A 13,921-nucleotide genomic window follows, 5' to 3' on the forward strand; every position below is an offset into this window, starting at 1 on the left:
CGAAGCAGGAAACGCGGAGCCCCCGGTCCTTCAAGGGTCGGGGGCTCCGCGTTGTCCGGGCGGTGCCGTGAGCAGTGCCGTGGAGGCTCTCGCGCGACGCGGCCCGCTTCACGAAGTCACGTGCGCGCGGGGGGCGTTGGTGCTCTCCCGCTTGTCCCGCTGCTCGGTTCCGGCGGGCAGGTCGAACAGGACCCGGGTGCCGCCGTCCGGCGCCGGGAGCATGTCGAAGCTTCCGCCCAACTCGCCCTCCACCAGCGTCCGGACGATCTGTAGTCCGAGGTTGCCCGCGCTCTTGGCGTCGAACCCGGCAGGCAGGCCACGCCCGTTGTCCTGGACGGTGACCAGCAGGCGCGGCTGTTCGCGCCCCGCGCCCCCGCCACGCACCGCGTGCACCTCGACGCTGCCGTGCTCCTCGGGGCCGAAACCGTGCTCGATGGCGTTCTGCAACACCTCGGTGAGCACCATGGACAGCGGTGTCGCCGTCTCGGCGCCCAGGATGCCGAAGCGGCCCGTGCGGCGGCCGGTGATCCGGCCCGGGGAGATCTCGGCGACCATCGCGAGGACCCGGTCGGCGATCTCGTCGAAGTCGACGCGCTCGTCGAGGTTCTGGGAGAGGGTCTCGTGCACGATCGCGATCGAGCCGACCCTGCGCACCGCCTCGTCGAGGGCTTCCTTGCCGCGGACGGAGTCCATCCGGCGGGCCTGGAGGCGCAACAGCGCGGCGACGGTCTGGAGGTTGTTCTTCACCCGGTGGTGGATCTCCCGGATGGTGGCGTCCTTCGTCATCAACTCCCGCTCGCGGCGGCGCACTTCGGTGATGTCGCGGAGCAGGATGAGCGAACCGATGCGGGTGCCCTTGGGCTTGAGCGGGATGGCGCGCAGCTGGACGACGCAGTCGGTGCCCTCCACCTCGGCGCCGCGCGGTGCCCAGCCGCTGGCGAGCTTCACCAGGGCCTCGTCCACCGGGCCGCGGGACGGGGCGAGTTCGGCCGTCGCCTGGCCGAGGTGCAGCCCGACCAGATCCGCCGCCAGGCCCAGCCGGTGGTAGGCGGAGGTGGCGTTGGGGCTGGCGTACTGGACGATGCCGTCGGCGTCCAGCCGGATGAGCCCGTCGCCGACGCGCGGCACATGGTCCATGTCGACCTGGTGGCCGGGGAACGGGAAGGAGCCGGCGGCGATCATCTGGGCGAGGTCGGAGGCGCTCTGCAAATAGGTCAGCTCCAGCCGGCTCGGCGTGCGGACCGTCAGCAGATTGGTGTTGCGCGCGATGACGCCGAGCACCCGGCCCTCGCGGCGCACCGGGATCGACTCGACGCGGACGGGCACCTCCTCGCGCCACTCCGGGTCGCCCTCGCGCACGATGCGGCCCTCGTCCAGCGCCGCGTCCAGCAGCGGACGGCGGCCCCGGGGGACGAGATGGCCGACCATGTCGTCCTGGTGCGAGGTGGGCCCGGTGTTGGGCCGCATCTGCGCGACGGAGACGTACCGGGTGCCGTCGAGCGTGGGCACCCACAGGACGAGGTCGGCGAAGGACAGGTCGGCCAGCAGCTGCCACTCGGAGATCAGCTGGTGCAGCCATTCCAGCTCCGCGTCCGAGAGCGCGGTGTGCTGGCGTACGAGGTCGTTCATGGAGGGCACGGAGCCGAGGGTACGACAGCCCTCCGGCCGGGCACCCGGGCCGGGACGGCGGTGCCGGGCCGGGACGGCGCCCGATGAGCCCGGGGTGACCGGGCCGTGGCGGGGTGTGCCCAGGGGGCGTCGCAGGGGGCTCGGCGGTGCGCGGCGGGCGGTTCCGGGTGCGGAAGTGTGTGCGATCCATGGACAGCCGACCGTGGTCTAGTCCACAATTTCCGGCAGTGCGCTTCTGCCCTCCCCGCACAGGAGGGTGGATCGAGGTCCGCGCCGCTCTCTGCCCTGACTGCGGACGGGCCTTGTAGCTCCGGGCTGCGGTGCCGGGCGGGTTGAGGGTCCCGCTCCGGCGCCGCGGCCCGAAGTGTTTTCCGGGGACTGGGCTCCCCCGCCGGCTCAGGCGTGCTGTATGGCCTCGTCGGCGGTCGTCGGGAACCGAGTCGTACGGTCGCCGAGCAGCAGTGCGCGGTAGGTGGCGGTCGCCGCCTCCTCCAGGTTCATCGCCCGCCGGAAGGCCATGCCGACGTCCTCGCCGAGCGCCGAGCAGCCGTGGTGGGCGAGGACGACGCAGTTGTGCTCCCTGGCCTGCTCGGCGGCGGTGTCGGCGAGCGCGTCCGAACCGTTGGGGTGGAAGTCGGTGCGCCCGTAGGAGCGGACGTAGACGGCGTGGTCGAGGGTCAGCAGCCGGATCTCGTGGCCGAGCGCGTCGACGAGTACGGCGTGCTGCGGATGCATGTGGACAAGGGCGTTGGCGTCCGGCCGGACGCGGTAGGTGCGCTGGTGCAGCTTCCACTCGCTGGAGGGCACCGGGTTCCCGCCGACGACCTCGCCGTCGAGGTTCATGACGGTGAAGTCCTCCGGTGCGAGCCGGTCCAGCCAGGTGCCGGCCGCGGTGACCACGAACTCCTGGGAGCCGGGCAGCCGGGCCGAGAGGTTGCCGCCGCTGGCCAGTACGAAGCCTCGCTGCACGGCGGTGCTGCCGACGTCGGTGAGCTGCTCGATCAGACCCTCGACGGTGGTCGCCTTCTTCATCGCGCTGTCGCTTTCTGTGCGGTGGGGGCGTCCTCGTGCGCGAGGAGCGCCTCGGCGGTGGTGGCGTCGGTGACGACCGCGTTCATCAGCCCCGTCCGCAGGGCGGTGCGCAGGGCCGTCACCTTGTGGGGGCCGCAGGCGACGGCCACCCGGCGCGGGATGGCCGCCAGTTCGCGCAGGGTGAGGCCGACGACGCGCTCGTCGGCCGGGCCGGTGACCGGCTCCCCCGCCGCGGTGAAGAAGCGGCCGGAGACGTCGCCCACGGCCCCGGCCTCGTCCAGCCGGCGCCGTTCGTGCGCGCCGAGGCGTCCGACGAGCAGCCCGGCGTCCCGGCCGGTGCCGCCGATCCCGGCGACGAGCAGATCGGCGCCGGCGGCCCGCCGCAGCGTCTCGCGCACCGCGGGGTCGGCGCGCAGCGCACGGCCCGTCTCCGGGTCCGCCGCGAGCACGGGAGCCGGCAGATGATAGGTCTCCGCCTGGAACGCGGTACCGAGGTTGAGGACCAGTTCGTGCGGGCTGGTGCCCCGGGACAGCCCGCCCCAGCTGCCGGCCAGCGGCACCAGGCCCAGGCCGGGCACGGGCTCGGGGCGCACATGCGGGACGACGGCGGCGATCGTGGCGGAGAGGCCGATCGCCACCGTGCGGGCCGACGGCACGAGCGCGGCCAGGCACTCGGCGCCGGCCCGGCCCACGGCCTCCCGGGTGCGCGCGGGGTCGGCGAAGCCGGGGGCGATCCACGACTGGTCGAGGCCGAACTCCCCGGTCAGGGCGGCCTCCAGCTCGGCGAAGGGGGTCAGCGGGCTGTGCACGTGGATCTCCACGATCCCGGAGCGGCGGGCCTCGGCGAGCAGCCGCGTCACCTTGACCCGGGAGAGGCCGAGGAGCGCGCCGATCTCGTGGTGGGTCATGTGGTGCTCGTAGTGCAGCCGGGCGACCCGCCCCTGCAACTCCCTGGCCTCCATCGACGCCCCCACCGGCTGAACTTTTGTACGTACGGACGAGCTTCCGTTCATCCTGCCTCGCGGCGCCGCCGGGTGACAAGCGGGTGCACGGCCGCGGGCACGCACGCGCAGGGGCCCGGCCGCCGGTGTCGGCGGGCCGGGCCCCTGGTGCGGTACGGGTCGGGGAGCGTCGTCAGCGGGTCTCGGTGACCTTGGCGAGGGAGCGCGGGGCGTCCGGGTCCTGGCCGCGGGCCATCGTCACCTCGTAGGCGAGCAGTTGGAGCGGGACGATCTCCAGCACCGGCTGGAGCTCCTCCGGCAGGCCCTCGGTGGGCAGCGCGAACCCGGCGGAGGCGCGCTCGACCTGCTCCTGGCTGCCGATGACGACCAGGTCGGCGCCGCGGTCCCGGAGCCGGTCGAGGACCGGCTGGAGGGCCTCGCCGCCCTTGCCGTCGGGGACGACCGCGATGACGGGCGAGACGTTGTCGACCATCGCCAGCGGGCCGTGCAGCAGGTCGGCGCCGGAGTAGGAGAGCGCCGGGATGTAGCTGGTCTCCATCAGCTTGAGCGCGGCTTCCTTCGCGGTCGGGTAGCCGTAGCCCCGCGAGGTGATCACCATGCGCTCGGCGAACCGGTAGCGCTGGGCCAGCTCCTTGACCTCGTCCCGGCGGGCCAGCACCGCCTCGGCGGCGGCGGGCAGCGCCTTGGCGGCCTCGGCGCCGGCGGGGGCCTCGCCGCGCAGCGCGGCACGCAGACCGTCCACGAACAGGTACAGCGCGAGCAGTTCGGCGGTGTAGGTCTTGGTGGCGGGCAGCGCCTTCTCCGGGCCGGCCAGCACGTCGATGTGGAACTCGCTGACCCGCGCCAGCGGCGAGTCGGCGTTGTTGGTGACGGCGAGCGTCACCGCGCCGGCCGCGCGGGCCGCCTCGGTGGAGGCCACCAGGTCGGGGCTGCCGCCGGACTGGCTGATGGTGACGACGAGGCAGTCGGTGAGGTCCTGTTCGGCGCCGTAGGCCGTCGTCGTCGACATGGAGGTCAGCCCGCAGGGCCTGCCGAGGCGGATCTCCAGCAGGTACTTGGCGTAGAGCGCGGCGTTGTCGGACGTGCCGCGGGCGGTGAGCAGCACGAACCGGGGGTTCTTCGCGGCGATCCGCTCGGCGACCTCGCGGATGCGCGGGGCGCCCTCGTCCAGGATGCGGCGCAGCACGGCCGGCTGCTCTGCCATCTCGCCGGACATGATGGTGCCCGGCTCGGACGTGGTCGGGGACATGCGGATGGCCTCCATGGTGCGGTGCGAGTGTCGGCTTGCAACCGATCCTACGGCGTACGGGGTCGGGCGGCTCCTTCACCCCGTATCTCCCGGGAACCGGCGGATTCTCCCGCTGCTTCCGCTTCTTCCGGTTCTTCCGGTTGTTTCGGTTCTTTCGATTCCGATTGATCCTGCGGTCGTTGCGCTTGTTGCGGCTCCCGCGGTTGTCGCAGACCGTGCGGTTCTTCGCAGTTCCTGCGGCTTTTGCGGCTCCTGCGGCTGTGCCGCTGTCCGGCCGGTCCGCCGGTTCCTGTGTCCCCGCTGCCCCCGCCGGTCCGTTCTCCGGCGGTCCGTTCTCCGGCGGTCCGTTCTCCGGCGGTCCACGGGTCCCGTCCGGGTCCGCGGGTTCGTCGCGTGGTGGCCCCCGGCCCCTCCGGCTCGGTGCCCGGGAGGGGCCGGGGGTGGCTTCAGCCGCGGGCGATGACCTCGGCGGCGGCGCGTCCGCAGACGCGGGCGGCACCGTGGGTGGCCAGGTGCAGCGCGCCGCGCGGCGCCGACTGCGGTACGCCCATCTCGACGACGACGGTGTCGGGGCGCGCGGCGATGAGCCGGTCGACGGCCTGGGCCATCCACGGGTGCCGGTGCATGTCGCGGACGACGGCCACCACCGGGCGGCCCTCGGCGGCGTCGAGCACCCGGGCCGCGGCGTCGCCGTCGGTGCTGCCGAAGCTCGCGGTGCGGGTGCCGGGCACCATGCGCTCCAGCTCGGCGGCCGGACCCCAGGGGGTCTCGTCACCCACCGCGATGTTGGCGAGCGGGGTGAACGCCGCGACGAACAGCGGTCCCCGGGGCCGCCGGTAGCGCTCCAGGCCGGTGACGACGAGTGCCCGGCGGGCGGCCTCCAGGCCGATGCCGGGGTCGGGCCGCAGCGCGGGGTCGGTCAGCTCTCCGGTGCCGGAGCGGCGGGCCTCGTGGGTCCAGGCGGCCAGCGCACGGACGCGGTCGGCGGCGTCCGCGAGGCGTTCGCGGTCGAGTTCGCCGTCGCGTACGGCCTGGACGAGCGTGTCGCGCAGCCGCAGCACGGTGTCCTGTCCGGCGAGTCCGCCGCCGACGCAGATGGCGTCGGCGCCCGCGGCGATCGCGAGCACGCTGCCGCGCTCCAGGCCGTAGGTGGCGGAGATCGCCTGCATCTCCATGCCGTCGGTGACGACCAGCCCGGTGTGGCCGAGCCCACCCTCGCTCACGGGGGCGCGCAGCAGTCCGGTGAGCGCGGCCCGGCTGAGCGTGCCGGGGCGTGCGGCGTCCAGCGCGGGCAGCAGGATGTGCGCGCTCATCACGCACTTGCAGCCGGCCTCGATCGCGGCCCGGAACGGGACGAGTTCCCGGCGCCTGAGCGTCTCCAGGTCGGCGTCGATGCGCGGGACGGCCAGGTGGGAGTCGACGGCCGTGTCGCCGTGCCCGGGGAAGTGCTTGACGCAGGCCGCGACCCCGGCGGCCTGCATGCCCTCGACATAGGCGACGGTGTGCCGGGCGACGAGCTTGGGGTCGCCGCCGAAGGAGCGTACGCCGATGACCGGGTTGTCCGGGTTGGTGTTGACGTCGGCGGAGGGCGCCCAGTTGAGGGTGACGCCGGCCTGGGCGAGCCGGCGGCCCAGTTCGTGTGCGACGGCGCGGGTGAGGTCCGGGTCGTCGATGTGCCCGAGCGCGAGGTTGCCGGGGAAGGAGGAGCCGGTGCGCGCCTCCAGCCGGGTCACGTCGCCGCCTTCCTCGTCGATGGCGACCAGGACGTCGGGGCGTGCCTCGCGCAACTGCTCGGTGAGCACGGCCAGTTGTTCGGGCGAGTCGATGTTGCGGCCGAACAGCCCGACGGAGGCGAGCCCTTCGTCCAGCTGCCGCAGCAGCCATGACGGCGCCGAGGTCCCGGTGAAGCCGGGCTGGAGTACGGCCAGGGCGTCACGGGTGAGGGTGTCGGTTGCTGGGAGAGAGGTGGTCATCTGGCGCGGTGTCCCTTCACGTCACGTGCGTCGCGGCCGGGCGGTTGCGGCTGTCCCCCGACAGCCCCGGCTCACTCGGCTGTCCCCCGACAGCCGCGGATGGTGGCGGCCCTCGCCCCGTCAGCCCTTGACCGCGCCCGCGGTGAGGCCGCTGACCGCCTTGCGCTGGAGCCAGAGGAAGAGCAGCAGGACCGGGATGGCGAAGAGCGAGGCGGCGGCCATGGTGGCGCCCCAGTCGTCGCCGAAGGCGGTCTGGAACTTCGACAGCCACAGCGGCAGGGTCTGTGCCTCGTCGTTCTTGTTGAGGATGAGCACCATCGGGAACTCGTTCCACGCGGTGATGAAGCCGAAGAGCGAGGTGGTCATCAGGCCCGGCGCCAGCAGCGGGAAGATCACCTTCCGGAACGCCTGGGTGCGTGAGCAGCCGTCGACCAGGGCGGACTCCTCCAGGTCCTTGGGCACGGCCGCGACATAGGACCGCAGGGTGATCACGGTCAGCGGGAGCACCATGACGGTGTAGAAGAGCGTCAGGGGCACCAGGCTGTTCAGCATGTCGGCATCGCGCACGATCATGTAGATGCCGATGACCATGACTTCCCAGGGGGCCATCTGCGCGATCATGAAGACGAGGACGATGCCGCGCCGCCCCTTGAACCGCATCCGGGCCAGCGCGAACGAGGCGAACAGTGCGACGGTGAGCGAGAGTCCGACCGCCACCACCGTGACGGTGACGGAATTGCGCACCAGCGTCCAGAAGTTCTCGGCGTTCACCGCCGTCGTGAAGTGCTCCAGCGTGGGCGAGCCGGGGAACCACACCGGATCCTCGCTGATGATCTGCCCGTTGGGCTTCAGCGCCGTGTTGAACATCCAGTACACGGGGAAGACGAAGGCCACGAACAGCACGAGGGCGGTGGCGTTGGGCCATATCCGGCCCACGAGCGACTTTCTCATCAGGACTTCTCCCCCACGGTGACGCCCGCGCCCGCGGTGGCGCCCGGACCGGGTTCGCCTTCCTCGTCGGCGGCTTCCTGCCGCAGCACCATGCGCAGGTAGTACGACATCAGGGCGAGCAGGATCAGGATGGTGAGCACGGCGATGGCGGCGCCGGCTCCGTAGTGCTGGTTGCCGACGCCCTCGACGAAGGCGTAGACGGGCAGGGTCTCGGTCAGCCGGTCGGGGCCGCCCTCGTTGACGGCGAACACGTGCGGGAACGCCTTGAAGACCCAGATGACTTCGAGGAACGTGGCGACCATCAGGAACGGCCGCAGGAACGGCAGGGTGACGGCCCGGAAGCTCTTGAGGGCGCCGGCGCCGTCGAGCGCGGCGGCCTCGTACAGTTCGCGCGGGATCGTCGTCGAGGCGGCGTAGATGTTGACGGCGACGAACGGCACCGACGTCCACACGATCAGCAGCGTGATGACGAAGAACGTGGACAGCTGGCTGCCCGTCCAGTTGTAGTCGGCCATCGCGGAGAAACCGACCTTGTCCAGCACCCAGTTGACGACGCCGAAGCGCTGGGCGAACAGCCACTGGTAGACGGTGGTGGCGGCGATGACCGGCATGGCCCAGGCCAGGATGAGCCCGATCAGCAACGTGAGCCGCATCTTGGAGCCGAGCCGGGCCAGCAGCAGTCCGACGAGCGTGCCGATCCCCATGATCAGTACGACGTTGACCAGCGTGAAGAGCACCGAGCGGAGGGTGACCCGCCAGAACGTCTCACTGGTGAGCGTGTCGCCGTAGTTGCCGAACCCCCGCCACTCGGTGACGTGCTGGATCAGCTGCGTCATGTTGAGGTTCTGGAACGACAGCACGCCGTTCTGCACCAGCGGGTAGCCCAGGAAGATCACGGTGAGGCCGAGGGCCGGGAGCAGCAGGAGGTAGGGCAGCCCGCCGGACGCCCTCTTCCGGCCGCGCCCCGGGGGCACGGCGGTGGCCGCTGGCCTGATCGGCACCTTGTCCTCGGGCGGTGCCTCGCCGGTCTGCACAGACATGTGGTCGAGCTCCAAGTCGCACGGAAGAACACGGTTGCGGGGCGCGGGCCCGCGAGGGGGCACCGGCGTGCTCCCTCGCGGGCGGTACGGCCCGGTGGACGGCCCGGGCCGGATCCGGTGGCGTCACTGCTTCTGCGACAGCCTCTTGTTCATCTCGCCCTCGACCGCCGCCGCCGCGGCCTTGTGGGACTTCCCCTTGAGCACGGAGGTCATATAGGTCTTGATCGGGTTCGGCGGGTTCTCCACCGCGGCCCACTCCGGGATGAGCGGGGTCAGACCGCCGTCGGCGACGGCCGGCGCGGCGGCCTCGGCGGCGGGGTTGCCCTTCAACTTCCCGCTGAGCGACTCCTTGTTGGGGATGACGCCGTTCTCCTTGGCGAGGGCGCCCTCGTGCTTGTCGGACAGCGCGATCTTCAAGAACTCCTTGGCGAGTTCCTGCTTCTCGCTGCCGGCGGCGATGGCCAGGTTGGAGCCGCCGAGGAAGACGCCCTCGGGCTTGTCGGCCGTCTCGCCGGGGATGGTGAAGTAGCCGATGTCCTTCTCGATCTTCTTGTTGGCCTTGACGGCGGTGGCGGCCTCCCAGCTGAGGCCGATCATCGCGCCGGTCTTGCCCTTGGCGAAGACCTCACCCTGCTGCGGGGTGGCCTCGTCCTTGTCCTTGGGGGCCTTGGAGTAGGAGGCGTACTTCTTGTAGACGTCCATGGCCTCGCCGATCTTCGGGTCGGAGAGGTTGGAGACCCACTTGCCGCCCTTCTTCTTGACGAGGTCGGCGTTGTTCCCGATCAGCAGACCGTCGAAGAAGTACCAGTTCTGACCGGGCATGTAGAGCGGTTCGGCGTCGGTCTTCTGCTCGATCTTGTCCAGCGCGTCGAAGAACTCCTCGCGCGTCTTGGGCGTGCCCTTGATGCCCGCCTCGGACCAGATCTTCTTGTTGTAGATGACGACGCGGTTGACGGCGAACCAGGGGGCGGCGTACTGCTTTCCGTCATAGACGGCCGACTTGTTGATCGAAGGCGTCCAGTCCTTGCCGAGGGTCTTCTTCAGATCGCTCAGGTCGGCCAGCCCGCCGGTCTTGGCGTACGCGGGGGTCTGGGTGTTCCCCACCTCGATCACGTCCGGCGGGTCGGACTCGGAGAGAGCGGTGGTGATCTTCTGCTGGATGCCGTTCCACTGCTGGATCTCGACCTTGAGCTTCGCCCCGGTCTTCTTCTCGAAGTCGGCCTGGACGTCCTTCTGCCACTGGTCGGCGGTGGAACCGTCCATGGCCCAGACCGTGAGCGTCTCGCCCTTGCCGTCCGCACCCGACGTGTCGCCCCCGTCGGACCCACAGGCCGCGACGTTCACCACCAGAACCGCGACTCCGGCCGCGGCTATGAGTCCACGTTTCACAGCATCCTCCCCTGCACACTGGAAGTGGTCTTTAATGGTTTAGACCAGTGTGCAGAGCTTGGCCTAGACCTATAGGGGTGTCAACGGTGTGCAGTGCCCACCGTCCGTTCCGTTACCGGAACGACATCTGGGCCGGGGCACCTCGGCGGGCCCCGGCCCGTGCCACGCTGTGAACTGTGAGCCGCGACGTACACGGAGGAAGCCGGTGACGGCAGCACGAGACGAGTCGGGAAGGCGGGCCATGAGCGCGGACGGGAGCGCCACGGCGCCGGCCACGGGCGGCTCCGCCGCCTCCACAGCGGGCGGCAACGGGGCGGCCCGCACCGCACGCGTGCCCAAGTACTACCGGCTCAAGCGGCACTTGCTGGAGATGACGCACACCCTGCCGCCCGGCACCCCCGTCCCGCCCGAGCGCACCCTCGCCAGCGAATTCGACACCTCCCGCACGACGGTGCGCCAGGCGCTCCAGGAACTCGTCGTCGAGGGACGGCTGGAGCGGATCCAGGGCAAGGGCACCTTCGTCGCCAAGCCGAAGGTCTCCCAGGCGCTCCAACTGACCTCCTACACCGAGGACATGCGGGCCCAGGGCCTCGAACCCACCTCCCAGCTCCTCGACGTCGGCTACGTCACCGCCGACGACCGGCTCTCCGCGCTGCTGGACATCCCGCCGGGCGGGCGCGTCCTGCGCATCGAGCGGCTCCGGCTGGCCAGCGGCGAGCCCATGGCCATCGAGATCACCCACCTCTCCCAGAAGCGATTTCCCGCCCTGCGCCGCAGTCTCGTCAAACACGCCTCCCTCTACACCGCGCTCGCCGAGGTCTACGGCGTCCATCTGGCCCAGGCCGAGGAGACGATCGAGACCTCGCTCGCAACGCCCCGCGAGGCCGGGCTGCTCGGTACCGACGTCGGGCTCCCCATGCTGATGCTCTCCCGGCATTCGCGCGACACCTCGGGCGAACCCGTGGAGTGGGTGCGCTCGGTCTACCGCGGCGACCGTTACAAGTTCGTCGCGACGCTCCAGCGCCCCGCCGTGTCGCACAACCCGCGCTGAGCCGCGACCCGGCCCGGCTCCGCCGCCAACTGCCCCCAACCGGGGTGTAGCGCAGATCACTTGGCTGCTCTACGGTCTCGTCCGTCGGGCTGCACCGTCCGTTCGCCGCCACCACGGCGCACCGGCCGGGCACGCCAGGGGTGCGAGGGGTACGCGGAGTCGAGGAGGACACAGCGTGAGCACTGCCCGGAACGTCAGCCGGATCAGCCCACGGTCCGTCGTCGTCTGGACCGCCGTGGCCCTGGTGGGCGCCGTGGGCTGGGCGATGCTCGCGCTGGCGCGCGGCGAGGAGGTCTCCGCCGCCTGGATGGTGGCGGCGGCGCTCGGCTCGTACGCCATCGGCTACCGCTTCTACTCCCGCTTCATCGCGCAGCGCGTGCTGCGCGTGGACAAGCACCGGGCCACGCCCGCCGAACGCCTCGACAACGGGATCGACTTCCACCCCACCGACCGCCGGGTACTGCTGGGGCACCACTTCGCCGCCATCGCCGGCGCCGGGCCGCTCGTCGGGCCCGTGCTGGCCGCGCAGATGGGGTATCTGCCCGGCACCATCTGGATCGTCGCCGGCGTGATCCTCGCGGGCGCGGTGCAGGACATGGTCACGCTGTTCTTCTCGATGCGCCGGGACGGCAAGTCGCTGGGTCAGATGGCCCGTGAGGAGATCGGCCCGGTGGGCGGCGCCGCGGCGCTCCTCGCCGTCTTCGCCATCATGATCATCCTGCTCGCGGTGCTCGCCCTGGTCGTCGTCAACGCGCTGGCCGAGTCGCCCTGGGGCACCTTCTCCATCGGGATGACCGTCCCCATCGCGCTGTTCATGGGCTTCTATCTGCGGGTGCTGCGGCCGGGCCGGGTCACCGAGGTCTCGCTGATCGGTATCGCGCTGCTGCTGCTCGCGCTCGTCTCCGGCCGCTGGGTGGCCGAGTCCTCCTGGGCCGGCGCCTTCACACTGGAGCCGGGGACGCTGGTCATCTGGCTGCTCGTCTACAGCTTCATCGCCTCGATCCTGCCGGTGTGGACGCTGCTGGCGCCGCGCGACTACCTGTCGACGTTCATGAAGATCGGCACCATCGGGCTGCTGGCCGTCGGTGTCGTCATCACGGTGCCGACGCTGAAGATGGACGGCATCACCGACTTCGCCGGCGTCGGTGACGGGCCCGTGTTCGCCGGTTCGCTCTTCCCGTTCGTCTTCATCACCATCGCCTGCGGCGCCCTGTCCGGCTTCCATGCGCTGATCTCCTCGGGCACGACCCCGAAGATGATCCAGAAGGAGACCCAGGTCCGCATGATCGGCTACGGCTCCATGCTGATGGAGTCGTTCGTGGCGATCATGGCCATGGTCGCGGCCTGCATCATCGACCCGGGCCTGTACTTCTCGATGAACGCGCCGGCCGGCGTGATCGGGGACACCGTCCAGTCCGCCTCCGAGGCGGTCCGCAGCTTCGGCTACTCGATCAGCCCGGAGCAACTGGCCGCCGCGGCCAAGGCCGTCGAGGAGCAGACGCTGCTCTCCCGCACCGGCGGGGCGCCCACCCTGGCCATCGGCGTCTCGGAGATCTTCTCCCAAGTCGTGGGCGGCGCGGGCATGAAGGCGTTCTGGTATCACTTCGCCATCATGTTCGAGGCGCTGTTCATTCTGACCGCGCTGGACGCCGGCACCCGGGTGGGCCGGTTCATGCTCCAGGACATGCTCGGCAACGTCCACCGGTCCTTCCGGCGGGTCAGCTGGTGGCCCGGGCTGCTGTTCTCCAGCGCGGTGGTGGTGGCGCTGTGGGGCTACTTCCTGTGGGTCGGGGTGCACGAGCCGCTGGGCGGGATCAACCAGCTCTTCCCGCTGTTCGGTATCGCCAACCAGCTGCTGGCCGCCGTGGCGCTCGCCGTCTGCACGACGCTCCTGGTGAAGTCGGGGCGGCTCAAGTGGGCCTGGGTGACCGGCGTTCCGCTGGTGTGGGACGCGGTGGTGACGCTCACCGCCAGCTGGCAGAAGGTCTTCTCCACCGACCCGAAGGTCGGCTTCTTCCAGCAGCGGGCCGACTACCAGGAGGCCATCGAACAGGGCAAGGTCATCGCCCCGGCCAAGAACATGGACGACATGCACACGGTCGTCACCAACTCCACGGTCGACGGCGTGCTCTCGGCGCTCTTCGCGATCCTGGTCGTCGTCGTCCTCGTCGACGCGGGCCGCACCTGTGTCCGCGCGGCGCGCCACCCGCGCGAGGCGACGCTGCACGAGGCCCCGTACGTGCCCTCTCAACTGACCGCGCCTGCCGGGCTGTTCGCCACGGCCGAGGAGAAGTCCGAACTGGCCGCGGCGTCCGCCGGCGGGGGCGGCACACCGGACGGCGGCGGGCCCGGCGGCGGCTCCGGTGCGCACCGGCCGGGCGGAGGCGACGGATGACGGGCCGGGCGGGCGCGGGGGCGCTGCTGCGGGCCGGGCGCTGGGTGCGCTGGTACGTGCGCGAACTGACGGACGAGAGCGCCTACGAGCGCTATGTCGCGCACGTACGCGCACACCGGGGCCCGGACGCCGCGGTGCCCGGCCGCCGCGAGTTCGAGCGCCGCAGGACGGACGCCCGCGAGGCGGACCCGCGCGAGGGCTTCCGCTGCTGCTGAGCCGCCGCACCGCCGGTTCCGGGCCCGAACCCGGC

Annotated in this window: 11 protein-coding genes; 3 read left to right on the plus strand and 8 right to left on the minus strand. The window is 71.4% G+C overall.

The genetic code is table 11. From position 1 onward, the window contains the following. Positions 1-108: 108 nt before the first annotated feature. The 8 genes from SCA03_RS15390 to SCA03_RS15425 all read right to left on the minus strand — a co-directional run bounded on the left by SCA03_RS15390 (position 109) and on the right by SCA03_RS15425 (position 10,225). Positions 109-1,629, minus strand: coding sequence for a sensor histidine kinase (locus SCA03_RS15390; RefSeq protein ID WP_051846599.1), 1,521 nt, complete (start codon positions 1,627-1,629; stop codon positions 109-111). Between the two features lie 396 nt (positions 1,630-2,025). Continuing rightward, complete coding sequence (locus SCA03_RS15395; protein WP_030876336.1) at positions 2,026-2,661, minus strand: class II aldolase/adducin family protein; 636 nt, start codon at positions 2,659-2,661, stop codon at positions 2,026-2,028. Next, the gene (locus SCA03_RS15400) at positions 2,658-3,635 is read right to left on the minus strand and encodes a sugar-binding transcriptional regulator (protein WP_158102309.1); all 978 of its coding nucleotides are present in this window, start codon (positions 3,633-3,635) and stop codon (positions 2,658-2,660) included. Before SCA03_RS15400 ends, SCA03_RS15395 begins: the two co-directional genes overlap by 4 nt. A 160-nt stretch (positions 3,636-3,795) precedes the next feature. Further along, complete coding sequence (locus tag SCA03_RS15405) at positions 3,796-4,872, minus strand: SIS domain-containing protein (RefSeq protein ID WP_230988715.1); 1,077 nt, start codon at positions 4,870-4,872, stop codon at positions 3,796-3,798. Between the two features lie 446 nt (positions 4,873-5,318). Then, positions 5,319-6,845, minus strand: a complete 1,527-nt coding sequence (locus SCA03_RS15410) for a glycoside hydrolase family 3 protein (RefSeq protein WP_086815939.1) — start codon at positions 6,843-6,845, stop codon at positions 5,319-5,321. 120 nt (positions 6,846-6,965) lie between these two features. Beyond that, the gene (locus SCA03_RS15415; RefSeq protein ID WP_030876349.1) at positions 6,966-7,796 is read right to left on the minus strand and encodes a carbohydrate ABC transporter permease; all 831 of its coding nucleotides are present in this window, start codon (positions 7,794-7,796) and stop codon (positions 6,966-6,968) included. Then, positions 7,796-8,836 (minus strand): carbohydrate ABC transporter permease, encoded by a 1,041-nt coding sequence (locus tag SCA03_RS15420; RefSeq protein WP_051846602.1) that lies wholly within the window; start codon positions 8,834-8,836, stop codon positions 7,796-7,798. The genes SCA03_RS15415 and SCA03_RS15420 overlap by 1 nt, the downstream gene beginning before the upstream one ends. A 123-nt stretch (positions 8,837-8,959) precedes the next feature. Further along, positions 8,960-10,225, minus strand: a complete 1,266-nt coding sequence (locus SCA03_RS15425; RefSeq protein ID WP_030876354.1) for an extracellular solute-binding protein — start codon at positions 10,223-10,225, stop codon at positions 8,960-8,962. Positions 10,226-10,466: 241 nt separating this feature from the next. Between SCA03_RS15425 and SCA03_RS15430 the strand changes: the two genes are divergently transcribed. The 3 genes from SCA03_RS15430 (at position 10,467) to SCA03_RS15440 (ending at position 13,886) form a co-directional block, all read left to right on the plus strand. After that, on the plus strand, positions 10,467-11,276 hold the full coding sequence (locus tag SCA03_RS15430) for a GntR family transcriptional regulator (RefSeq protein WP_030876358.1): 810 nt from the start codon (positions 10,467-10,469) through the stop codon (positions 11,274-11,276). A gap of 265 nt (positions 11,277-11,541) precedes the next feature. Then, positions 11,542-13,671, plus strand: coding sequence for a carbon starvation CstA family protein (locus SCA03_RS15435; RefSeq protein ID WP_230988720.1), 2,130 nt, complete (start codon positions 11,542-11,544; stop codon positions 13,669-13,671). Next, the gene (locus SCA03_RS15440; protein WP_030876365.1) at positions 13,668-13,886 is read left to right on the plus strand and encodes a YbdD/YjiX family protein; all 219 of its coding nucleotides are present in this window, start codon (positions 13,668-13,670) and stop codon (positions 13,884-13,886) included. The genes SCA03_RS15435 and SCA03_RS15440 overlap by 4 nt, the downstream gene beginning before the upstream one ends. The last annotated feature ends 35 nt before the right edge of the window (positions 13,887-13,921 follow it).

This window comes from Streptomyces cacaoi (assembly GCF_006539165.1).
Taxonomy (GTDB): domain Bacteria; phylum Actinomycetota; class Actinomycetes; order Streptomycetales; family Streptomycetaceae; genus Streptomyces; species Streptomyces cacaoi.